The sequence below is a fragment of the Denitromonas ohlonensis genome (assembly GCF_007625205.1).
Taxonomy (GTDB): domain Bacteria; phylum Pseudomonadota; class Gammaproteobacteria; order Burkholderiales; family Rhodocyclaceae; genus Nitrogeniibacter; species Nitrogeniibacter ohlonensis.
The window spans coordinates 43,312-63,541 of the sequence record NZ_VMNI01000020.1 but is presented as its reverse complement, the minus strand read 5'-3'; the positions used below and the strand labels follow the sequence as shown (position 1 = coordinate 63,541).

Sequence of the window (20,230 nt, the reverse complement as noted above, 5' to 3'; positions counted from 1 at the left end):
GAGCGTCGAAAAATGCCCGACAGACTTGACGCCATCGAACGGAGATGGTGAAATGCGAATCGTTCTTGTTTGCATTGATACGCCATGACCGCCGCCCCTTCGCCCGTTCGTCCTGCCGACGCCCCCGATCAGCCCCGTGCTGACATGCGCAACGCGCCGGCCATCGCCAGCGAGGCGCTGCTGAAGGGTCAAAGCGTCGTCACCATCGAACACAAGGGCATCCGCTATCGCCTGCAGGAAACGCGCGCGGGCAAGCTGATTCTCACCAAGTAGGCTATACCGCAAGGAGCCAGGCAGCATGTACGTCTGCATCTGCAACGCAGTGACCGAAAAAGACATTCACCACGCCGCCGCCAATGGCGCACGCCGCGTTCGCGACCTGCGCGTGCTGGGCGTCACCGCCGATTGCGGAAAATGTGCCTGCGCGGCAAAGTGTTGTCTCGATCAGGCCGTTGCGAGCGCATCCCATGCCGTACGCAGCCTGAGCCCGACCCCAACCCGACACCTGGAGGCCTTCGCATGAAAGGCGACAAGAACATCATCAAACTTCTCAACCGTCAGCTCACCCATGAACTGACCGCCATCAACCAGTACTTTCTGCATGCCCGCATGTACAAGAACTGGGGCCTGGCCAAGCTTGGCAAGCATGAGTACGACGAGTCCATCGAAGAAATGCACCACGCCGACTGGCTGATCGAACGCGTGCTGTTTCTCGAAGGCCTGCCCAATCTGCAGAACCTCGGCAAGCTGCTGATCGGCGAAAACGTGCCCGAGTGCCTCAAAGGCGATCTGACACTCGAGACCACCGCCCGCGGCGACCTGATCGATGCCATCAGCCAGTGCGAATCCTGTAAGGACTATGTCTCCCGCGAGCTATTCGAGAAGATTCTCGAAGCCACGGAAGAGCACATTGACTATCTCGAAACCCAGCTCGAACTGATCGACCGGGTCACGCTACCCAACTACCTGCAGTCCCAGATGGATCCGGATCACTCCGCCAGCTGAGCGCAACACACGTCACCGGGCGCCCCCGTGGCGCCCCGCCAGCCAGTTCCTGCGGGACCAGCCAGCCAACCTCCCTTTACCTGGAGACCCGCATGAATCGCCCATCGCTGCACTTGTCGTCGACGCCACGCGCCGTCAGCACCTGCCTCATCCTGCTGGCCATGGGCTTCGCGCTCGACGCGCTGATTACGGCAAGCCTCGGCACGCCGGTCTGATTCATGAATTTCAGTACGGCCATGCGACCGGGTGTCGCGCGCCACCCGCCTGCGCGCGCGGTAAAATGCGAGTCCATGCTTGCTACACCCCAAGCCCTCGTGCCGGCAACCTCACTGCCGCGGCGCGCGCCCGTGCGCGCACGCCTCGGTGCGGTTGCACGTCTGCTCGTGGTGCTCGCGGCCCATGCTGGCGCACTGGCGCTGGGCCTGAGTCAGATCGACACCCCCGTTCAAGCCCCCATCACCACCATTCAGGTCGCGCTCATCGCCCCGCCGGCGCCCGAACCGGTGGCGCCGCCCCCGCCCGCGCCCGTACCGGAAGTCCTTCCGCCCAAGCCGCCCACGCCCGCGCCCGAGCTCAAGCCGCCACCCAAGCCCGTGGTGGTGCGCAAGCCCACACAAAAGCCGGCGCCAAAGCCCACCCCCAAGCCCTCGCCCACCGCCATCAGCGAGCCCAAGGAAGAAGCCCCGTCGCCGCCCGAGAGCACGCCGCCCCCGCCGCAGCCCGCGCAGGTCGCGGCCCCCACGACGCCGCCCAAAGCCGCGCCCGGCCCGGTCGCCGCGGCACCGCAGCCGATCATTGCCGCGCGCTTCGACGCCGCCTACCTGAACAACCCCAGCCCACGCTACCCGCGCCTGTCGCGCCGGGTCGGCGAGCAAGGCAAGGTGCTGCTGCGTGTGCTGGTGAGCGAAAGCGGTGCGGCCAGCGATGTGCGCCTGCATCAGTCCTCCGGCCACAACCGGCTGGACGAAGCCGCCCGCAGTGCGGTCAGCAAATGGACTTTCGAGCCCGCCCGCCAGGGCGACCGGCCCATCGCCAACTGGGTGATCGTGCCGATAGAATTCAAACTGGAGAACACCTGACATGGACACCCCCAACGCCTTCGGCCTGAGCGAACTCTGGGCACAGGCCGACCTCATCATCCGCAGCGTGGCGATCTTGCTGGTCGGTATGTCGGTGGTCAGCTGGTATCTGATCCTGAGCAAGGGCCTGCGCCTGCTCAGCACCCGCCGCCATGGCGATGCGGTTGAACAGTTCTGGCATGCTGCCTCGCTGGACGAGGGCCTGCGCCTGCTCAGCACCCGCGCTGCCGACACCCCCTGCGAGCGCCTCGCCCAGCAGGCCGCCGCCGCTCACACGCACTACACCCGCCACACCGCGGGCACCACACTGGGCGGCACGCTGGACACCGGCGAGTTCGTCACCCGCGCGCTGCGCCGCTCCATCGCCGACGCCACGGCCCGGCTCGAAAGTGGCCTGACCGTGCTCGCCTCGATCGGCTCAACCGCGCCTTTCGTGGGGCTGTTCGGCACGGTGTGGGGCATCTACCACGCGCTCACCAGCATCAGCCTCAGCGGCATGGCTTCCATCGACAAGGTCGCCGGCCCGGTCGGCGAAGCGCTGATCATGACCGCCTTCGGTCTGTTCGTGGCCATCCCCGCGGTCCTCGCCTACAACGGCTTCAATCGCGCCAACCGGGTCGAGTTGTCCGAACTCGACGGCTTTGCGCACGACCTGCACGCCTACTTCACCACCGGCTCACGCATTGCCGTTGCCGCACCCGCCACGCAAGCGCGCAGCGCAGCCAAGCCGGTTCGCCCGATCTCCGGGGTGGCATGATGGCCTTCGGCGGATTCGACAACTCGGGGCAGAGCGCCCCGATGAGCGAGATCAACACCACGCCGCTGGTCGACGTGATGCTGGTGCTGCTGATCATCTTCATGATCACCGCGCCGCTGCTCACCCACTCGGTCAAGATCGACCTGCCCACGGCCAGCAGCGCGCCCACAGTAGAAACGCCCGACGCCATCACGCTGTCGCTCAACGCCGAAGGCCAGCTGTTCTGGAACAACGACCCCATGCCCAAGGAAGCCCTGGCGCCGCGCATGGCGGACATCGCCGCGCTGGATCCGCAGCCGGAACTTCACCTGCGCGCCGACAAGGACACCCGCTACGAAGCCATCGCCGAGTTGATGGCCGCCGCCCGCGCGGCCGGCGTCGTAAAACTGGGCTTCGTGACGCTCCCGGTGAGCGAATAAGCACCCCGGTCGCCCGCCGCCTGGCGGGCGAACTCGCCCCGCGCCTGACGCTGCCGCCGCGCACCCGCAGCAAGCTTGCCCCTTGCCAACCCACGCACCCGGCGACCCCCTGCGCGTGCTTGCGCGTCAACACCGCCATTTGCCACGGCGCCTGACGCCCTCCCACAACGATCCGTTGATCGCAGCGCGTACTGAAGCTTCAACCTGGCGACGGCCGTTGAACTGCGCCCGACGCGCGGCCGGCGGGCTAACACGGCGCAACGACGCACCAGCGACTCACTGCAAGGAGGCGCAACGCAGCCAGACGGCCCGCCAGTCGTGACATCGGGTGGGTCGCGCGCTCACTTGCGGGACCTTCGCAGCCGACCCGGAAATCTCTCGCCTATTCAGACCCTGGCAGGCGAGCACACGCCGCCAACGGCGGTCTTCGGGCTCACGCATCAAGCACGATCACCGCACCGCCGCGTAGGCATCCGCCCGACGCGGCCCTTTCAGGCGCACCCCGCTCCAGCGCAATCAGCCTGACCGGCGCATTCGCCCACCCAACTCACGGCCCATCCCCAAAAGACGCGTGCTCGAACCCAGCAAACGTATTGCGAGTCATTCTCATTCGCGATACTATTCGCACACTTTTTGAGCCATTGGAGCTTCTTGCATGTCTTTCGCCCGCCACGCCATCGCCCTCGCCCTGCTGGCCGCCCCGCTGAGCAGCCAGGCCCTCGAGTACCCCATCGGCACCCCGCAGCACCTGCACGGCATGGAGATCGCCGCGGTGTATCTGCAGCCGGTCGAGATGGAGCCCGCCGGCATGATGACCGCTGCCGCGCAGAGCGATGTGCACATCGAAGCCGACATCCGCGCGCTGGCCAGCAACCCCAATGGCTTTGCCGAGGGCGACTGGATTCCCTACCTGGTCATCAATTACGAGATCAGCAAGAAGGGCAGCACCGAGGTGCTCAAGGGCGACTTCATGCCCATGGTCGCGAGCGACGGCCCGCACTACGGCAACAACGTGAAGCTGATGGGCCCGGGCAAGTACACCGTCAAGTACAACATCGCCCCGCCGACCGCCAACGCCCACGCCCACTTTGGCCGCCACACCGACCGCGAAACCGGCGTGCGCCCGTGGTTCGCGCCCTTCACCGTCGAATACGAATTCACCTACGCCGGCATCGGCAAGAAGGGGGGCTATTGATGCGCCGCTTCGCTCTGCCCCTCAGCGCCGCCGCGCTGACGCTGCTGGTCGGCAGCACGCCGGCGCTGGCGGCCGACGACCCCGGCCTGCGCGCCATCGTCAAGCAACTGGCCGAGCGCATTGCCAAACTCGAAGCGCGCAACGCCAGCCTCGAAGGCCAGCTCAAACAAGCGAGCAAACCGACCAACCTCGAAGCCCGCGTCAAGACGCTGGAAGCCGACAACCGCGCCCTGGCGACCGCGCTCGACAGCGAGCGCATCAGCGACACCGAGCCGGCGCTGGCGACGCGTCTCAAAACGGTTGAGCAAAAGGCCGTGGCGACCGGCCCGGCCAATGCCCTGGCCGAAGCGCTGGACGGCATCTCGGCCGAAGTCAGCGTCGGCGCCGTGGCGCAGCATCTGTCGAAAGACGGCCGCACCGACGGCAAGAGCGAGACCGTGCTCGGCTGGCGTGGCGATGTCGGCGTCACCCTGCCGGCCGGCCGGGTGGGCAACGGCGAAGGCCAGTTCTTCTTCCAGGCCCGCTTCGGTCAGGATGGCAGCCACAGCGACACCCGCCCCTTCTTCAACGGCGCGACCAACAGCATGGGCTTCGAGCAGGAGAGCGTGCCGAGCGAGAACACCAACGCGGTGCTCGCCCAGGCCTGGTACCAGCTCGACACGCCGATTGGCGCCAGCGAGCTCGACGGCGCGCCGGCGCGGGTGGAATTCACCATCGGCAAGATGGACCCCTTCGTATTCTTCGACCAGAACGGCGCGGCGGATGACGAGTCGACCCGCTTCCTCAACAACGTGTTCGTGCACAACCCGCTGCTCGACTCAGGCGGCCAGGTCGGCGCCGACAGCTACGGCTTCACACCGGGCGCGCGTCTGGCCTATGTGAATGAAGAGAACGGCTGGGGCGCCTCCATCGGCGTGTTCGGGGCGGGCGACTCGACCACCTTCGGCAAGAGCTTCACCCAGCCCTTCGTGATCGCACAGCTCGAAAAGAATGTGCGCGCCTTTGGCGGTTTCGACGGCACCTACCGCGTCTATGCATGGAACAACCCGCAGGCCGAAGGCTACGACGGCGAAGAGCGTGCCCACGCCGGCTGGGGTATCAGTGCCGACCAGCAGGTGAGCGAGTCCCTGACCCTGTTCACCCGTTACGGCCACGGCATGCGCGGTCGCGCCGCGTTTGACCGCGCGCTCACCGTCGGTGGCGAGCTGACCGGCAATGCCTGGAAGCGTGGCAACGACGGTCTCGGCTTTGCCTGGGCCTGGCTGCGCAGTTCGAAAGGCTTCCGCGCGGCCTCGGCCGGCCTGACCGACTGGGGCTACGACGCCAGCGGCGCCGAGCAAGTGGCAGAAATCTATTACCGCTACCAGATCAACGACCATCTCGCCCTTACGCCGGACCTGCAGTTCATCCGCCGTGCCGGCGCCGATGGCAGCGCCGACCTGGTCACTGCCGCGGGCGTGCGCGCCCTGTATGCCTTCTAAGGCCACTGCTTGAAGTCAGCCCCGTCGCTTGATCGCGGCGGGGCGTCACCGTTTCTGGAGTCTGTATGCGCCGCACCGCCCTCGCCCTCTGTCTGACCGCCCTCGCCAGCACCGCCGCGTGGGCCGACAAGCCCACCTTCACGCTCACCGCTGAAGACGGCCGCTTTACCCCCGAAGTGGTCGAAGTGCCGGCCAACACCCGCTTCCGCCTCGAGATCACCAACAAGAACGCCGGCCCCGAAGAGTTCGAAAGCGTCGAGCTGCGCAAGGAAACCGTGCTCGCCCCGGGCGTGACGCGAACCATCGTGTTCGCTCCGCTCAAGCCGGGTCGCTACCCCTTCTTTGGTGAATTTCACCCCGACACGGCCAAGGGCGAGATCGTCGCCAAATAAGGAGCGCAACCATGGGTAACGCGACTTTCATCGTCTGGCGCGAAAGCGTCGAGGCGATCCTGATCATCGCCATTCTGTATTCGTGGATCCAGGCGCGCGGCGATGGCCGCATCCGGCTGCGTCACCTGTGGCTCGGTGTGGCCGGCGGCATCGGCCTGGCCGTGGCGCTGGCAGCGGCGATGCTCGGATTTCATTCGCAACTGGCGGGCACCACGCTGGAGGCCTTCCAGGCCGGCATCATGATCGTCGCCGCCGTGCTGGTGACCCACATGGTGGTGTGGATGCGCCATCACGGGCGCACGCTCAAGCGCGATCTCGAATCCGGCCTGGCCCGCGCCGCCGAAGAGACCGGCGGGCTGTCGGCGGCGCTGCTGGCGGCCATCGCGGTCGGCCGCGAAGGCGCGGAGACCGTGCTGTTTCTCTACGGCATCGTGGCCGAGAACCCGGCCGGCGGCTGGCTCGATCTGATGCTCGGCGCGGCCCTCGGCGCCGGGCTGGCCGCCGCCACGGCGGTGCTGTTCATGAAAGGCTCGCGCCTGTTGCCACAACGCGTGTTTTTCCGCATCAGCGAAGTGCTGTTGCTGCTGCTCGCCTCGGGGCTGCTGGTGTCGGGCCTGGAGGGATTCCTCAACCTCGAATGGCTGCCACCGCTGCTCGAACCGGTGTGGGATAGCGGCGCGCTGCTCGAAGACAACGGCCTGCTCGGCACCTTTGCCGGCTATCGTGCCCGCCCGGCACTGAGCGTGCTCGCGCTGTGGTTGCTGTACTGGGTCGCCACGCTGTGGTTGCTCCGCCCAAAACCTGCCGCTAAAGGCGGGCGCTGGAGCGCCGCATGAGCTGCGCCCTTCCCGCCGCGCCGCCGACTCGACTCGCCGCCTTCGGGCGATGGATGCAGCGTAATCGCACACTCGTGCTCGGGCTGCAGTGGGTAACGCTGTTTGCCTATCTGTTTCTGGTCGCCGTGCCCGCCTTTTTACCGCTGCCCGACAACCAGGCACACCTCTGGGACGACCTCACGCGCTTCGCCCAGTTTGTGTTCTGGGGCATCTGGTGGCCCTTCGTGCTGGTCAGCATGATGCTGATGGGGCGGGCCTGGTGCGGCGTGCTGTGCCCCGAGGGCTTCGTCACCGAACAAGTCAGCCGCGTCGGGCTCGGCCGGCCGGTGCCGCGCTGGATCAAGTGGGGCGGCTGGCCCTTCGTGGCCTTTCTGGGCACCACGGTGTATGGCCAGCTGGTGAGCGTGTATGAATACCCCAAGGCGGTGCTGCTGGTGCTGGGCGGCTCGACCGTCGCCGCCATCGCCTTCGGTCTGGTGTATGGCCGCAACAAGCGAGTGTGGTGCCGGCACCTGTGCCCGGTCAATGGCGTGTTCGGCCTGCTCTCACGTCTGGCGCCGGTGCATTTCCGCACCGACCGCGATCGCTGGGACCACGCCGAGCCAGCCCGCGTCATCCCGGTCAACTGTGCGCCGCTGGTCGACATCCGTCGCATGGAATCGAGCGCTGGCTGCCATATGTGCGGCCGCTGCGCCGGACATCGCGACGCAGTCGAACTGGCCGGCCGGGCTCCCGGCAGTGAGGTCGCGCAGCTCGAGATCGACGACGTCAACCCGTGGGAGGTCCGCCTGCTGGTGTATGGCCTGATCGGCACCGCGATTGGCGCCTTTCAGTGGTCGGCCTCGCCCTGGTTCGTGCAGGCCAAGATCGCCGCCGCCGAATGGCTGATCGAACACGACAGCTATGCGCTGCTCGGCGACAACGCGCCGTGGTGGTTGCTCACCCACTACCCGGAAGCCAGCGATGTGTTCACCTGGCTCGACGGCCTGATGATCCTCGGCTACATCGGCGCAGCCGCGCTGCTCATTGGCGGCTGGATCTCGCTGTGGCTGCGCCTGACCGGCTATCTCACCGGCCGCGCCCGCGCCCATCTGCAACTGGCCTATGCGCTGATCCCGATCGGTGGCGCCGGGGTGTTCCTCGGCTTGTCGGCGCTGACCGTGTCGCTGCTCGCCGCCGAGGGCATCAACATCGCGCATCTGCCACTCATCCGCGGCCTGCTGCTCGGCGCGGCGAGCCTGGCCAGTCTGGCGCTCGCCGGGCGGATGGTGTCGCGCATGACGCTGGGCGCTGCACGCGCCGGTCTGGTGCTGGCAACATTTGCGATCGCCAGCGCCGGCGCCGTGCTGCCCTGGGTCGTGATGTACTACGTGTGGTAAGTCTCTCGCAATTGCGAATGCTTCGCATTTGCGATAGTATCGCGCTCCGGTGGTGACCTCGCGGCGCCACCGCTTCAGCCCGCCACCCGCCAGCACCGGGAAGCCAGCCACGCCCTCACGGGAGATCGGCCCGCTTCCCGCCGCGCAGCACGCGACATGCCGACTCCCCAACAGCCTGACCACAGGCTAAGCCACCAAGGAGATGTCATGTCCCGCTTCACCGGCCCCCGTCTCAAAGTCATGCGCGCCCTGGGCACCGAATTGCCCGGCCTGTCCCGCAAATCCATCAGCGACCGCCCCCACCCGCCGGGCCAGCACGGCGCGCGCAACAAACACCGCAAGTCCGACTACGGTCTGCAGCTGATCGAAAAGCAGAAGCTGCGCTTCAACTACGGCCTGACCGAAACCCAGATCCGCCGCCTGTTCCGCGAAGCCAAGCGCGACAAGGGCCCGACCGGCGACAAGCTGCTCGAACTGCTCGAATGCCGAATCGACAACGCCGTCTTCCGTGCCGGCTTCGCGCCCACCGGCATCGCTGCCCGCCAACTGGTACGCCACCGCCATGTGCTGCTCAACGGGCGCTCGGTGAACATTCCGTCGATCCGCGTGCGTGTTGGCGATGTCATCACCCTCACCGCCAAGGCGCGCCAGATCGGCATCGTAAGCGCCAGCCTCGCCGAGCCCGCACTCACCCGACCCGAGTGGCTGGGCTGGAACGACAAGGACACCACGGCCACCGTGATGCGCCTGCCCGAACCCGACGAAGTGCCCTTCCCGGTGAACGTGCAGGACGTGGTCGAGTACTACGCGGTGCGCATGTGAGCGCGGCGGACCACCACGCCGACGGCCCACCGGCTTACGCAAGCCAGCCCGAACTGGCCCTGGTGGCCGCGCTCGAACTGGTCACCCGGTATTCGAGCACCGGCAACCCGCGTCTGGCCGAAGCGGTGGTCGGGCAGTTGCGCGCCATCGCCGCCGACCCGCGCCTGCCCGCCGCGGTACAACGCTGCGCCGCCGGCATTCTTGGCGATTGGCTGCAACTGGCCGTCGACACGCCGCCTCAATCCCTGCACCACTGAGCAGCACCCGCCGCCGCGCGAAGGCACAGCCACCGAAAACCGCCTAAAATGCCGGCCAACACTCTCTTGGATGCATGGCATGGAAAAGTTTTTCGAACGCACGATGTACGCCTCGCGCTGGCTGCTCGCCCCCATCTACCTGGGCCTGAGCCTGGCGCTGCTCGCGCTCGGACTGAAGTTCTTCCAGGAGGTCTTTCACGTCCTGCCGCATGTCTTCAGCACGCCCGAGACCGATCTCATTCTGCTGGTGCTGTCGCTGATCGACATGGCGCTGGTGGGCGGCCTGCTGGTGATGGTGATGTTCTCCGGCTACGAAAACTTCGTCTCACAGCTCGACATCGGCGACGAGGCCGAGAAGCTCAACTGGCTGGGCAAGATGGATTCGTCGAGCCTCAAGAACAAGGTGGCGGCGTCGATCGTGGCAATCTCATCGATCCACCTGCTCAAGGTGTTCATGAACGCCGGCAACCTCGATGCCGACAAGCTGCTGTGGTACGTCATCATCCACCTGACCTTTGTCGTGTCGGCCTTCGCCATGGGCTATCTCGACAAGATCACCCGGCACTAAGCCCGGGCCGATGTCGCCGACCGCCAGCCTCCGCCAAGCGCCTCTGCGCCATGTCGACGACGCACAGGCGCTGGTGGTGGCGCTCAGCGGCGAACTCGGCGCTCGCCAACTCAGCCTGCGCCCTCCGCCGCCCATCCCCGACACCTGCTGCGGCCGCGGCTGCAACGGCTGTGTGTGGGAGGGCTATTTCACTGCTTTGGTGTATTGGCGCGACGACGCCTGCACCCTGATCGAGAGCCACGCCTGATGTCCCACCCGAACGCCTCACTGACCGACGCCGACGCCGCCGCCGAGCGCGGCGACCACACCACTGCGCTGCGCCTGCTCAAGGCGGCCGCCACCGAGGCGCCGAACGATACGGCCGTGGCTTATCGACTGGGTGCGGAATACGCGCACCTTGAACTCTTCGATGCCGCCGAAGCCGAAATGGCACGTGCGCTGGCCGGCGCGCAGGATCATCCCGTCGCCCGGTTTCATCTCGGGCTGCTGCAGATTACCCGCGGTCGCTTCGACGAGGCGCTACAGACCTGGCAGCCACTGGATGCGCTCCCCGACACCCATGCCCTGCGCCGCTACAAGCAGGGCTTCGAACACCTGGCGAATGACGCCTTTGCCCCGGCGCGCGAACGTCTGGAAGCCGGTCTGGCCGCCTCGGGCAGCGCGCCCGCGCTCGACCGCGACATGCGCCGTTTGCTCGCCAGCCTGCCGCCGGATTGATCCCCGCGGCAGACCGGTGCATCAGGCCGGATCGAAAATCCGACCTGGATTGAGCAACTGTTTGGGATCGAGTCCCTGTTTGAGCGCGCGCATTACCGCGATCTCGCCCTCGCTTCGGCAATAGCCCAACCAGGCGCGCTTTTCGGCGCCAATGCCATGCTCGGCCGAGACTGAGCCATGGCGACTGCGCAGCGGCGCATACACCGCCTCATCACACACCGCATGCGCGGCGTCCTCCACCCCGGGCTGAACAAACACGTGCAAATTGCCGTCGGCCATGTGACCAAACACAATGCAGCGCGCGTCCGGCCAATGCACCGCGATATTGGCGCGCATCTCGATCACATACGCCGTCATCTCGCGGATCGGCAGGCTCACGTCGTACAAAAACGTGGTGCGCCCGTGCAGCATCGCTTCGAAGTCCTCACGCAAGTCCCATAGCGCCCGGCGCTCGCTCTCCGACTTGGGCATCACGGCATCGACGATCAATCCTGACTCGAACGCGTTTTCGAGCAAAGTCTCGAAACGCGCCGTATCCGCCTCTGCGTCGGCGCCTTCGGCCTGTAGCATCACGTAAAACGGGTAATCCCGATCCATCGGGGCGCGGTGGCCGCCCGGCTCGGTGGCCGCACGGTAGTAGTCGTTCCACATCACCTCAAACGCACTCAGCGTACCGGCCAGATCGCGCTGCATGCGCGACAGCAATTCGGTCACCTGATCAAAGCTTTCCAGTGCCACCAACGCCGCATTGCAACTGGTGGGCAGCGGATGCAGGCGCAGCACCACGCGGGTCACGATGCCCAGCGTTCCCTCAGTGCCGATCATGAGTTGTTTGAGATCGTAGCCGGCGTTGTTCTTGAGCATCTGGTTCATGCTCGACAGCACCGCGCCGTCGGCCAGCACCGCCTCCAGCCCAAGCACCAGCGCGCGCATCATGCCGTAACGCAGCACATTGATGCCGCCGGCGTTGGTCGCCACATTGCCGCCGATGGTGCAGCTGCCGCGCGCGCCCAGATCCAGCGCAAACAGCAGATCCTGCGCCCGCGCCGCCTCCTGCATGGCCTGCAGCGTCACGCCGGCCTGCACCGTGGCCGTGCCACCGACCGGGTCGATGGACTCGATCGCGTTCATCCGTTCGAGCGACAAAATCAGCTCTTTCTCCGACGCGACCGCACCCTGCACACAGCCCGTCAGGCCACCCTGCGTCACCACGGGCTGATCAAAACGGTGGCAGATCGCCAGCGCTGTGCTGACCTCCTCGGTGGTGCGCGGGCGCAACACCGCGATCGCGCGGGTCGGGGAAGCGTCCCAATAACTGGTCGCGCGCGCCGCAACCGCTTCGCCATGCACAACCGCGTCGTCACCGAGCGCGTCGATCAAGGCCTGTAATACATCGCCCATTGCCTGCTTCCTCCACATCCCGCGCCCGCCGGCCACGCCGCGAGCAGGAAATAACTTGTATGATAGGTTGATTGTGACTTATAACATCAATCATGCACGAACGCCAAGCGCCCATCACACCCGCACAGCCGGCCGACCCCCCCCCCCCCCAGACCCGGGTCGACAACGCCGTCCGGGCGATCACCGACCACATTCATGGTCAGTCGCTCAAGGTTGGCGACAAGCTGCCCAGCGAAGCGCGCTTCGCCGAATGGCTCGGCGTCAGCCGAACCGTCATCCGCGAAGCCTTCAAGTCGCTCTCGGCGATGCGGATCATCGAGATGCGCGCGGGCCGACGCGCCCAGGTGTGCGGTTTTGACGGATCGGTCATTGCGCTGTCACTGACCCATGCGCTGCGCACCGAGCAGATTAATCCGCAACAGTTGTGGGATGCCCGTCGCGCGGTCGAGACGCGCACCGTCGCCCTGGCCGCCATCCGCCGCAGCGATGCCGAAGCCCGCAGGCTACTTGCCCTGGTGGCACAGATGCATGACTGCGTGGACGATCTGGCGCGAATGACCGAACACGACATCGCCTTTCATGTCGCCATCGCCGAGGCCAGTCGCAATCCGCTCTTCCCGGTCCTGGTCGCTGCGCTGACCAGCGCCATGCGCGAAACCAACCCGATGGTCTGGCGTCAGCGCCGCGACGATGAATCGCGACAGGAGGTGGTGCATGCCCACGAGGCTATCGCCCAGGCCATTGCCGACGGCGACCCCGAAGCCGCCAGCAACGCTCTGGCACGACACTTTGATCTGGCATCGCAAGGCCTGGTTATGGCCGGGTTCAACTAGAGGCATCCTGGGCCAGGGTCACGCCGATGTCTCACCCAAGAAACACGGGGTCCGAAAACACCAGGGTGCCATCGGCCCGAACCAACAAATTGCCCTCGCTGAGAATATCAGGCAGCACTTGATACGCTTCGACAAACGCAGCCAGCGCGAGCAAGGCTTCAAGCAGCACACCAGAAATGTCCGACGGCGGCGACTGAAGCAGCGAGAAAAGCGCCATCGGCCCCATGTCAGCGCCGAGATTGGCCCACTGCCGACACGATGCCCAATAAGCATCAGTCAGAGCGGCAGCGGCACATGCCGCGGGTGTCTCCGGGCGGATCGGATACAAGCGCTCCATCTCGATCAGATGCAGCAGATTTCCGGTCGAGGCGCGGCCGATGACGCCATGATCGGCAAACACGATCGGGAAGTGCAGGCCGGTCGGGCGGTCATCGGCGGTGTAGTAGAAATGATCCGCCGGTGAGCTGACGACTTTCAACACCCGCTCGCCATCGCCCTTGTCGAGCACGATGCTGTACTCGCCGCGACCAATTTCGATAAGACCATCGAGCATGGGGTGCGGCGGCACCGGGTCGGCAAAGAGAATGTCGGCACGGCCGAAGCGCTCACGCGCGCTGACCATGCCCGGTTCGCGGGACATGCGAAAAGTCTAGCCGACGATGTTGTACCCCGCGTCGACAAAGTGAATGCCGCCGGTAATCAGGCGTCCGGCGTCCGACACCAGAAAGGCGGTCAGCGCGCCGATGTCTTCGGGCGTGACCAGCGAGTGCATGGGCGCGCGCTCGATGGCCGAGGCCATCAGGTCGTCGAAGCGCGCGATGCCCGAGGCGGCGCGCGTCATCAACGGGCCCGGCGAGACGGCGTTCACGCGGATGTTCTTGGGGCCCAGTTCGCAGGCCATGTAACGCGTCGCCGCTTCGAGCGCCGCCTTGCACAAGCCCATCACGCCGTAGTTGGCGATGACCTTTTCCGAGCCCAGATAGGTCATGGTGATCAGCGACCCGCCACCGGCCTTTTCCATCAAGGGCTCGACCATCTTGGCCATGCGCACGAAGGAGTGGGTGGACACATCCATGGCCATCGCAAAGCCGTCGGCGGAGGTATCCACCACCCGGCCGTGCAGATCATCCCGCTTGGCAAAGGCCATGCTGTGGATCGCAAAATCGAGCTTGCCAAAGTGCTCAAGGATCTTCGCCTGAACATCGTCCATGGTCTCCGGGCGAGTCACGTCGAGCGCATAGACATGCTCCACGCCCAGACGGTGCACCACCGGCTCGATGAACGCCCGCGTCTTGTCATTCTGATACGTCACGATCAGCTTGGCGCCCGCCTCGACGCAGGATTCAGCCACGCCGGTGGAGATCGACTTTTCGTTTGCAATACCCGTGATCAGGCCTACTTTTCCGCTCAGATCGACAATCGTCTGCATGATTCCTTCTCCATCAAAATAGATTTTGCGTCGCAACAATCACGAACATCTCACCAATTTGACGGCAGAACAAGGAAAAGCCTGAAGAAATTTTTGTGACAAATGCCCTGAATTTTTGCAGCGCAGCAGCCGTAGACTAGAATGCATCCCACAAGGAGGCGGACCATGAACCGATCCGAGATTTACGTCTTTCTGGACTTCGACGGCGTGACCCATCCGCTGCGCGAGGTCGAAGACTTCCGTTGCCTGCCGCAGATCGAAGCCGTGCTGCGCGAATTCGATGAGTGCCGCGTGGTCATCACCTCCGACTGGCGCACCCTGTTCTCCCTGCGCCGCTTGCAGGCCCATTTCTCCGACGACATCCGGTCTCGCGTCATCGGCGTCACGCCGTTCCGGCTGCCAGGGCACAACAGCGACTTCTACGGCCTGCGCGAAGCCGAAGCCCGCCAGTGGCTCGCCGACCACCACGCCACCGATGCCCCCTGGCTGGCCATCGACGACGCGCCCGGCAACTGGCCAACCCGCGCCCGACTGATCCTCACCGATTTCAAATCGGGCTTCATGGACGAAGACGCCCGACGCATGCGCTCCGTGCTCAAAGCGTTTCGCGCCGGCGTCGTCAGTGACGATGCCGCGCGCCACAATCCTTACTGGGGCCAGCCCGGACTCGCGCCGAGCACCTGACCCCACCCGGCCCGACGCGACCTCTCACGCGCGCATTGGGCAATGGCGACACAACGCGCCGCCCAAACCAAGGCCCCGGCAGAAATCACAAGGCTACCGACACCATGGCTGCCGCATTCCGTTTTGCCCTCAAGAGACCGCTTTTTTTGGGCTGTCGCATATTTTTACATTTCCATTAACCGACTCATCGGAATGGTTTTTTGAATCCTGCCAAAAGAGCAACTTACCTATAACAATCAGACACCTATAAATAAAATTTAGAAACTGGCCCGATTGATGCTTTGAGCCCCTCAAGCAATTGGTTTCCGAACTTCATTCACCGAAGGCCGGAATTTACGTAACACAAAAAGGGGGGTTCACCATGAAGATCAAGAAAAACGTCGCCGTCGTCTGCGCGGCAGTCAGCCTGATGAGTGCAGGCGCCGCCAACGCGGGTGTTGCCGCAATCTGGAGCGACGCATACAGCCCCGCCACACTGAACAACTTCTACAACGGTCTGGCAGGCCATAGCTCGACCATCGTGAGCGGCCAACTCGACACGATCAACTTGTCGGGCGTTAATCTGCTGTGGGCAATCCAGCCGACGAACGACTATACCGCTGCAGAAATCACCGCCATGGGCACGTTCCTGGCCGGTGGTGGTCGCATTGCCTTCATGGGCGAACACGGCACCTTCGTGCCGGCTTACAACACGCGCATCAACTTTGCGCTGGCCTCGCTCGGCTCGACCATTTCGGTCGTGAACACCGTGTCTGATTCGGGTTTTCGCTCCGCATCGGTGGCTGACGGCCAGATCCTGACCCACCCGCTGACTGATGGTGTGAACACCTACGAGTACGCCGCGTTTGCGCCGCTGCTGGTGTCCGGTTCCGCACAAGTCCTGATGGTTGGCGAAGAGAACCCGAACGACATCATGATGGCCTACCAGAACATTGGCCCGGGTAGCGTCTTCCTGATCACCGACCAGAACGTCTGGGACAACGCCCCCACCTGGGGCGCGTTCGATAACGAGCGCATGTTCGAAAACCTCCTGATCGGCAACACCGGCGCTCCTCCGGTCAACCCGATTCCGGAACCCGCATCGCTGGCGCTGCTCGGTATGGGCCTGCTTGGCCTGAACCTGGCCCGCCGCCGCAAGGCCGCCTGATCACCGCAAGTCATTGTGGCTGAAACGACAAAAGCGACCGTGAGGTCGCTTTTGTCGTTTACATCGCCTGGCGACCATCACACCGTCGATGCAAGCTCGCTCGACACCGAACTGCGGATCAGGTGGTCAAAGGCCGACAACGCCGCCTTTGACCCCTCACCCATGGCGATGATGATCTGCTTGTAAGGCACGGTCGTCGCATCGCCCGCCGCAAACACGCCAGCCACGCTGGTTTCGCCACGCGCATTGATCTCGATCTCGCCGTGCTTGCTCAAATCGACCACGCCCTTGAGCCAGTCGGTGTTGGGCAGCAGCCCGATCTGCACGAACACGCCTTCCAGCGCCACGGTGTGCGACTCACCCGTGGTCCGATCGGTATAGACCAGACCATTGACCTTGCCGTCGGCACCGGTCACTTCGGTGGTTTGCGCGTCGGTGTGGATGGTGACATTCGGCAGGCTCTTGAGCTTGGCCTGCAACACGGCGTCGGCACGCAACGCGCTGCCGAATTCAAGCAAAGTGACCTGCGCCACGATGCCCGCCAGATCGATCGCCGCCTCGACGCCCGAGTTGCCGCCGCCGACCACCGCCACGCGCTTGCCCTTGAACAGTGGGCCATCGCAGTGCGGGCAGTAGGCCACGCCGCGGCCGCGGTATTCGCGCTCGCCCGGCACGTTCATTTCGCGCCAGCGCGCACCGGTGGCGAGGATGATGGCTTTCGCCTTCACCGTGGCGCCGCTGGCCAGGCGGATTTCGTGGAGCGCGCCGGGGATCAGCGCCTCGGCGCGTTGGCCGTCCATCACATCCACTTCGTACTGCTTCACATGCTGCTCAAGTGCCGCGACCAGCTTCGGCCCCTCGGTTTCCTTCACCGAGATGAAATTCTCAATGGCCATGGTGTCCATCACCTGCCCACCAAAGCGCTCCGACACCACGCCCGTGCGCACGCCTTTGCGGGCCGCATAAATGGCCGCCGCCGCGCCGGCCGGACCGCCGCCGACGATGAGCACGTCGAACGCGTCCTTGTCGGCGATCCTGGCCGCATCACGCGCCGAGGCGCCGGTGTCGAGCTTGGCGATGATCTCTTTCAGATTCATCCGCCCCTGACCAAAGGCCTCGCCATTCAGATAGACACTCGGTACGGCGAGGATCTTGTTGCGCTCGACCTCATCCTGAAACAGCGCGCCATCGACCATGGTGTGGCGGATGTTGGGGTTGAGCACCGCCAACAGGTTGAGCGCCTGCACCACCTCCGGGCAGTTCTGGCAGGACAGCGAGATGTAGGTGACGAAATCGAAGCGGCCTTCGATGGCCTGGATCTGCGCGATCACACCGGCCTCAACCTTGGGCGGATGGCCGCCGGCTTGCAGCAAGGCCAGCACCAACGAGGTGAATTCGTGCCCCATCGGGATGCCGGCGAAACGCAGGCCCATGTCGGCACCCGCGCGATTGATCGCGAAGGACGGCGTACGCACCTCGGCATCGCGGGTCTCGAAGACGGTGATCTTGTCGGTCAGGCTGGCGATGTCGTTCAGCAGAGAGCGCATTTCGGCGGACTTGGCGCCGTCGTCCACATTGGCGGTGATCTCGATCGGCTGGGTGACGTTCTGCAGGTAAGTCGAAAGCTGTTGCTTGAGATTGGCGTCGAGCATGGCGGGGCTCCTGAGTCAGATTTTGGGCGTAAAAATGCCCGGCAGCCCCGGGCATGGGGAGAAGCGGTGTCGGAAAGGCGTTGGCGGTCCAACGCTTTTCCGTCGCCGCCTCGAAGCGCAACGACGGAGAGCCCGAGAACGCGCCGGGCCGCCCCAAGCGTTCTCGCCGCCCCCTCGGGGGGGCAGGCCGCCGCGTAAGCGGCGGCCGTGGGGGCCAATCAGATCTTGCCGACCAGGTCCAGCGACGGGGCCAAGGTTTGCTCACCCGGGGTCCACTTGGCCGGGCAGACTTCACCCGGGTGGGCGGCCACGTACTGAGCGGCCTGGATCTTGCGGACCAGCTCTTTGGCGTCACGGCCGATGCCCAGGTCGTGAATCTCGGCAACCTTGATCTCGCCTTCCGGGTTGATCACGAAGGTGCCACGCAGGGCCAGGCCTTCTTCTTCGATCATCACCTCGAAGTTGCGCGAGATGGTGCCGGTCGGGTCGCCGATCATCGCGTAGTTGATCTTCTTGATCGTCTCCGACGCGTCATGCCAGGCCTTGTGCGTAAAGTGGGTGTCGGTCGAGACCGAGAACACTTCCACACCCATATCCTTCAGCTGCTCGTAGTAGTCGGCCAGGTCGCCCAGCTCGGTCGGGCACACGAAGGTGAAGTCGGCCGGGTAGAAAAACACCACCGACCACTTGCCCAGCAGGGACTGCTCGGTCACGTCCTTGAATTCGCCGTTTTTGTAGGCAGTGGCTTTGAAAGGCTTGATCTTGCTGTTGATGAGGTTCGACATGTGATTATCTCCAGGTGGATGAGGGTGTTGTTGAAGCACTGGAGCCATCCTATTGCGTCGCAGCACATTGATCCAATTGAACGTACAAATTTTCCTGATAGGCACCGCCTATACCCGAGGATTGCGCGCCGCGCTTTGCCGAAAACCGCCAATGCGGTAACGTTCAGCCCCATCCGGGGCACATACCCCGCCTCCCTGTTTTTCAGGCTCTGCACATGAAATTCGATCTGGTCATCGTCGGCGCCGGCCTCGCGGGCGCCAGCCTCGCCGCCGCCCTGCGCGGCAGCCGACTCAAGATTGCGGTGGTGGAATCCCAACCACCCGCCCGGCCCGAGGGCTGGGACAGCCGCATCTACGCCATCAGCCCCGCCAATGTGGACTTCCTCACCCAGATCGGCGTCTGGCCGCATCTCGACAGCGCCCGCCTCACGCCGGTCTACGACATGGCCATCCACGGCGACGCCGGCGGCCAGCTCGACTTCTCGGCCTACGACTGCGGTCTGCGTGAGCTGGCCTGGATCGTCGAATCCGGCCTGATGCAGCGCGAGCTATGGGAAACCATCAAGCGCCAGCACAACCTCACCCTGCTCTGCCCGGCGCGGCCGGTCGGCCTGAGCGTCGATGAGGACGCCGCCACGCTCACCCTCGACAACGGCAAGACGCTCACCGCCTCGCTGGTGGTCGCTGCCGACGGCGCGCGCTCCTGGGTGCGCGAGCAGGTCGGCATCCCGGCCACCACCACGCCCTACGACGAAAAAGGCGTGGTCGCCAACTTCCGCTGCGAAAAACCGCATCGCAACACCGCCTATCAGTGGTTCCGTGAGGACGGCATCCTGGCCTACCTGCCGCTGCCGGATAACATGATCTCCATCGTCTGGTCCGCGCCCGACGACGTGGCCGACGCACTGGTCGCCCTCTCTCCCGAGGCGCTGTGTCAGCGCGTCGCCGAGGCCGGTCAGCACACGCTCGGCAAGCTCACGCCTGAAACACCGGCCGCCGCCTTTCCGCTGCGCCTGATGCGCGTGCCGCAACCGACCGCGCCGCGCGTCGCGCTGATCGGCGACGCCGCCCACGCCATCCACCCGCTGTCGGGTCATGGCATCAATCTGGGCTATCAGGACGCCAAGGCGCTCGCCGAACTGCTCGGCCCGCTGCCCGCCTGGCGCGACCCCGGCGAAGCGGCGCTGCTCGCCAGCTATGCTCGCGCCCGCGCCGAAGAAACCACGCTATTGCAATCCACCACCCATGCGCTCAACCGCCTGTTCAAACCCGACAACGGCCTTTTATCGGGTTTGCGCAATATCGGACTGAACCTCACCAACCAAATCCCTGTCGTACGCAACGCGTTGGTGCGATACGCCATCAGCGGACATTTTTGATTCCTGGAGAACC

26 protein-coding genes are annotated in these 20,230 nt (G+C 65.0%); 21 read left to right on the top strand and 5 right to left on the bottom strand.

Features of this window, described 5'->3' with window-relative positions; all coding sequences use genetic code 11:
* Window positions 1-84 precede the first annotated feature (84 nt).
* The 17 genes from hemP to FHP89_RS17710 all read left to right on the top strand — a co-directional run bounded on the left by hemP (window position 85) and on the right by FHP89_RS17710 (window position 10,907).
* Complete coding sequence (gene hemP / locus FHP89_RS17785) at window positions 85-273, top strand: hemin uptake protein HemP (protein WP_144173997.1); 189 nt, start codon at window positions 85-87, stop codon at window positions 271-273.
* A gap of 25 nt (window positions 274-298) precedes the next feature.
* Window positions 299-523 carry a (2Fe-2S)-binding protein gene (locus FHP89_RS21095; protein ID WP_144173999.1) on the top strand — a complete coding sequence of 75 codons (225 nt, stop codon included), beginning with the start codon at window positions 299-301 and terminating at the stop codon, window positions 521-523.
* Entirely contained in the window at window positions 520-1,005 is a 486-nt protein-coding gene (gene bfr / locus FHP89_RS17775; RefSeq protein WP_144174007.1) for a bacterioferritin, read from the top strand. Before FHP89_RS21095 ends, bfr begins: the two co-directional genes overlap by 4 nt.
* A gap of 92 nt (window positions 1,006-1,097) precedes the next feature.
* Window positions 1,098-1,220, top strand: a complete 123-nt coding sequence (locus FHP89_RS21265) for a hypothetical protein (RefSeq protein WP_260851665.1) — start codon at window positions 1,098-1,100, stop codon at window positions 1,218-1,220.
* A 132-nt stretch (window positions 1,221-1,352) separates the two neighbouring features.
* The gene (locus FHP89_RS17770) at window positions 1,353-2,084 is read left to right on the top strand and encodes an energy transducer TonB (RefSeq protein WP_260851664.1); all 732 of its coding nucleotides are present in this window, start codon (window positions 1,353-1,355) and stop codon (window positions 2,082-2,084) included.
* Window position 2,085: 1 nt separating this feature from the next.
* Window positions 2,086-2,841: a MotA/TolQ/ExbB proton channel family protein gene (locus tag FHP89_RS17765; protein WP_144174015.1), complete on the top strand. Its 756-nt coding sequence runs from the start codon at window positions 2,086-2,088 to the stop codon at window positions 2,839-2,841.
* Window positions 2,841-3,260, top strand: coding sequence for an ExbD/TolR family protein (locus FHP89_RS17760; RefSeq protein ID WP_144174165.1), 420 nt, complete (start codon window positions 2,841-2,843; stop codon window positions 3,258-3,260). The genes FHP89_RS17765 and FHP89_RS17760 overlap by 1 nt, the downstream gene beginning before the upstream one ends.
* Window positions 3,261-3,915: 655 nt before the next feature.
* A complete protein-coding gene (locus FHP89_RS17755; RefSeq protein WP_144174017.1) occupies window positions 3,916-4,455 on the top strand; it encodes an iron transporter in 540 nt (179 codons plus the stop codon).
* Window positions 4,455-5,936 carry a carbohydrate porin gene (locus FHP89_RS17750; RefSeq protein WP_144174019.1) on the top strand — a complete coding sequence of 494 codons (1,482 nt, stop codon included), beginning with the start codon at window positions 4,455-4,457 and terminating at the stop codon, window positions 5,934-5,936. The genes FHP89_RS17755 and FHP89_RS17750 overlap by 1 nt, the downstream gene beginning before the upstream one ends.
* A gap of 65 nt (window positions 5,937-6,001) precedes the next feature.
* Entirely contained in the window at window positions 6,002-6,328 is a 327-nt protein-coding gene (locus tag FHP89_RS17745; protein ID WP_144174021.1) for a cupredoxin domain-containing protein, read from the top strand.
* 11 nt (window positions 6,329-6,339) lie between these two features.
* Entirely contained in the window at window positions 6,340-7,164 is an 825-nt protein-coding gene (locus tag FHP89_RS17740) for an FTR1 family iron permease (protein ID WP_144174028.1), read from the top strand.
* On the top strand, window positions 7,161-8,543 hold the full coding sequence (locus FHP89_RS17735; protein WP_144174036.1) for a 4Fe-4S binding protein: 1,383 nt from the start codon (window positions 7,161-7,163) through the stop codon (window positions 8,541-8,543). The genes FHP89_RS17740 and FHP89_RS17735 overlap by 4 nt, the downstream gene beginning before the upstream one ends.
* A 207-nt stretch (window positions 8,544-8,750) precedes the next feature.
* A complete protein-coding gene (rpsD, locus tag FHP89_RS17730) occupies window positions 8,751-9,365 on the top strand; it encodes a 30S ribosomal protein S4 (RefSeq protein ID WP_144174044.1) in 615 nt (204 codons plus the stop codon).
* A complete protein-coding gene (locus FHP89_RS17725; protein ID WP_144174052.1) occupies window positions 9,362-9,622 on the top strand; it encodes a hypothetical protein in 261 nt (86 codons plus the stop codon). The genes rpsD and FHP89_RS17725 overlap by 4 nt, the downstream gene beginning before the upstream one ends.
* Before the next feature lie 79 nt (window positions 9,623-9,701).
* The gene (locus FHP89_RS17720) at window positions 9,702-10,190 is read left to right on the top strand and encodes a TIGR00645 family protein (protein WP_144174053.1); all 489 of its coding nucleotides are present in this window, start codon (window positions 9,702-9,704) and stop codon (window positions 10,188-10,190) included.
* A 10-nt stretch (window positions 10,191-10,200) separates the two neighbouring features.
* Window positions 10,201-10,437: an oxidoreductase-like domain-containing protein gene (locus FHP89_RS17715; RefSeq protein WP_144174055.1), complete on the top strand. Its 237-nt coding sequence runs from the start codon at window positions 10,201-10,203 to the stop codon at window positions 10,435-10,437.
* The gene (locus FHP89_RS17710) at window positions 10,437-10,907 is read left to right on the top strand and encodes a tetratricopeptide repeat protein (RefSeq protein ID WP_144174057.1); all 471 of its coding nucleotides are present in this window, start codon (window positions 10,437-10,439) and stop codon (window positions 10,905-10,907) included. The genes FHP89_RS17715 and FHP89_RS17710 overlap by 1 nt, the downstream gene beginning before the upstream one ends.
* A 21-nt stretch (window positions 10,908-10,928) precedes the next feature.
* On the opposite strand, the gene FHP89_RS17705 is transcribed toward FHP89_RS17710, so the two are convergent.
* Window positions 10,929-12,308, bottom strand: coding sequence for an FAD-binding oxidoreductase (locus FHP89_RS17705; RefSeq protein WP_144174059.1), 1,380 nt, complete (start codon window positions 12,306-12,308; stop codon window positions 10,929-10,931).
* A 92-nt stretch (window positions 12,309-12,400) separates the two neighbouring features.
* On the opposite strand from FHP89_RS17705, the gene FHP89_RS17700 reads away from it, so the two are divergent.
* On the top strand, window positions 12,401-13,141 hold the full coding sequence (locus FHP89_RS17700) for a FadR/GntR family transcriptional regulator (RefSeq protein ID WP_144224978.1): 741 nt from the start codon (window positions 12,401-12,403) through the stop codon (window positions 13,139-13,141).
* A gap of 31 nt (window positions 13,142-13,172) precedes the next feature.
* Here FHP89_RS17700 and FHP89_RS17695 read toward each other — a convergent pair whose 3' ends face one another.
* Both FHP89_RS17695 and fabI read right to left on the bottom strand, forming a co-directional pair.
* Window positions 13,173-13,781 (bottom strand): hypothetical protein, encoded by a 609-nt coding sequence (locus tag FHP89_RS17695; RefSeq protein ID WP_260851663.1) that lies wholly within the window; start codon window positions 13,779-13,781, stop codon window positions 13,173-13,175.
* A gap of 9 nt (window positions 13,782-13,790) precedes the next feature.
* The gene (gene fabI / locus FHP89_RS17690; protein WP_144174064.1) at window positions 13,791-14,570 is read right to left on the bottom strand and encodes an enoyl-ACP reductase FabI; all 780 of its coding nucleotides are present in this window, start codon (window positions 14,568-14,570) and stop codon (window positions 13,791-13,793) included.
* A 165-nt stretch (window positions 14,571-14,735) separates the two neighbouring features.
* Here fabI and FHP89_RS17685 point away from each other — a divergent pair, with 165 nt between their 5' ends.
* Window positions 14,736-15,254: an HAD domain-containing protein gene (locus FHP89_RS17685; protein WP_144174067.1), complete on the top strand. Its 519-nt coding sequence runs from the start codon at window positions 14,736-14,738 to the stop codon at window positions 15,252-15,254.
* 361 nt (window positions 15,255-15,615) lie between these two features.
* Window positions 15,616-16,401, top strand: a complete 786-nt coding sequence (locus FHP89_RS21090) for a PEP-CTERM sorting domain-containing protein (RefSeq protein WP_260851661.1) — start codon at window positions 15,616-15,618, stop codon at window positions 16,399-16,401.
* A 77-nt stretch (window positions 16,402-16,478) separates the two neighbouring features.
* Here FHP89_RS21090 and ahpF read toward each other — a convergent pair whose 3' ends face one another.
* Window positions 16,479-18,053, bottom strand: a complete 1,575-nt coding sequence (gene ahpF, locus FHP89_RS17675) for an alkyl hydroperoxide reductase subunit F (RefSeq protein WP_144174069.1) — start codon at window positions 18,051-18,053, stop codon at window positions 16,479-16,481.
* A 218-nt stretch (window positions 18,054-18,271) separates the two neighbouring features.
* Window positions 18,272-18,838: an alkyl hydroperoxide reductase subunit C gene (gene ahpC, locus FHP89_RS17670; RefSeq protein ID WP_144174072.1), complete on the bottom strand. Its 567-nt coding sequence runs from the start codon at window positions 18,836-18,838 to the stop codon at window positions 18,272-18,274.
* 215 nt (window positions 18,839-19,053) lie between these two features.
* Here ahpC and FHP89_RS17665 point away from each other — a divergent pair, with 215 nt between their 5' ends.
* Window positions 19,054-20,217, top strand: a complete 1,164-nt coding sequence (locus tag FHP89_RS17665; protein ID WP_144174074.1) for a UbiH/UbiF family hydroxylase — start codon at window positions 19,054-19,056, stop codon at window positions 20,215-20,217.
* The last annotated feature ends 13 nt before the right edge of the window (window positions 20,218-20,230 follow it).

Coding starts and splice junctions, on each gene's coding strand:
- hemP (WP_144173997.1), top strand. CDS start 85: ATGACCGCCGCCCCTTCGCCCGTTCGTCCTGCCGACGCCCCCGATCAG.
- FHP89_RS21095 (WP_144173999.1), top strand. CDS start 299: ATGTACGTCTGCATCTGCAACGCAGTGACCGAAAAAGACATTCACCAC.
- bfr (WP_144174007.1), top strand. CDS start 520: ATGAAAGGCGACAAGAACATCATCAAACTTCTCAACCGTCAGCTCACC.
- FHP89_RS21265 (WP_260851665.1), top strand. CDS start 1,098: ATGAATCGCCCATCGCTGCACTTGTCGTCGACGCCACGCGCCGTCAGC.
- FHP89_RS17765 (WP_144174015.1), top strand. CDS start 2,086: ATGGACACCCCCAACGCCTTCGGCCTGAGCGAACTCTGGGCACAGGCC.
- FHP89_RS17760 (WP_144174165.1), top strand. CDS start 2,841: ATGGCCTTCGGCGGATTCGACAACTCGGGGCAGAGCGCCCCGATGAGC.
- FHP89_RS17755 (WP_144174017.1), top strand. CDS start 3,916: ATGTCTTTCGCCCGCCACGCCATCGCCCTCGCCCTGCTGGCCGCCCCG.
- FHP89_RS17750 (WP_144174019.1), top strand. CDS start 4,455: ATGCGCCGCTTCGCTCTGCCCCTCAGCGCCGCCGCGCTGACGCTGCTG.
- FHP89_RS17745 (WP_144174021.1), top strand. CDS start 6,002: ATGCGCCGCACCGCCCTCGCCCTCTGTCTGACCGCCCTCGCCAGCACC.
- FHP89_RS17740 (WP_144174028.1), top strand. CDS start 6,340: ATGGGTAACGCGACTTTCATCGTCTGGCGCGAAAGCGTCGAGGCGATC.
- FHP89_RS17735 (WP_144174036.1), top strand. CDS start 7,161: ATGAGCTGCGCCCTTCCCGCCGCGCCGCCGACTCGACTCGCCGCCTTC.
- rpsD (WP_144174044.1), top strand. CDS start 8,751: ATGTCCCGCTTCACCGGCCCCCGTCTCAAAGTCATGCGCGCCCTGGGC.
- FHP89_RS17720 (WP_144174053.1), top strand. CDS start 9,702: ATGGAAAAGTTTTTCGAACGCACGATGTACGCCTCGCGCTGGCTGCTC.
- FHP89_RS17715 (WP_144174055.1), top strand. CDS start 10,201: ATGTCGCCGACCGCCAGCCTCCGCCAAGCGCCTCTGCGCCATGTCGAC.
- FHP89_RS17710 (WP_144174057.1), top strand. CDS start 10,437: ATGTCCCACCCGAACGCCTCACTGACCGACGCCGACGCCGCCGCCGAG.
- FHP89_RS17705 (WP_144174059.1), bottom strand. CDS start 12,308: ATGGGCGATGTATTACAGGCCTTGATCGACGCGCTCGGTGACGACGCG.
- FHP89_RS17700 (WP_144224978.1), top strand. CDS start 12,401: ATGCACGAACGCCAAGCGCCCATCACACCCGCACAGCCGGCCGACCCC.
- FHP89_RS17695 (WP_260851663.1), bottom strand. CDS start 13,781: ATGTCCCGCGAACCGGGCATGGTCAGCGCGCGTGAGCGCTTCGGCCGT.
- fabI (WP_144174064.1), bottom strand. CDS start 14,570: ATGCAGACGATTGTCGATCTGAGCGGAAAAGTAGGCCTGATCACGGGT.
- FHP89_RS17685 (WP_144174067.1), top strand. CDS start 14,736: ATGAACCGATCCGAGATTTACGTCTTTCTGGACTTCGACGGCGTGACC.
- FHP89_RS21090 (WP_260851661.1), top strand. CDS start 15,616: ATGAAGATCAAGAAAAACGTCGCCGTCGTCTGCGCGGCAGTCAGCCTG.
- ahpF (WP_144174069.1), bottom strand. CDS start 18,053: ATGCTCGACGCCAATCTCAAGCAACAGCTTTCGACTTACCTGCAGAAC.
- ahpC (WP_144174072.1), bottom strand. CDS start 18,838: ATGTCGAACCTCATCAACAGCAAGATCAAGCCTTTCAAAGCCACTGCC.
- FHP89_RS17665 (WP_144174074.1), top strand. CDS start 19,054: ATGAAATTCGATCTGGTCATCGTCGGCGCCGGCCTCGCGGGCGCCAGC.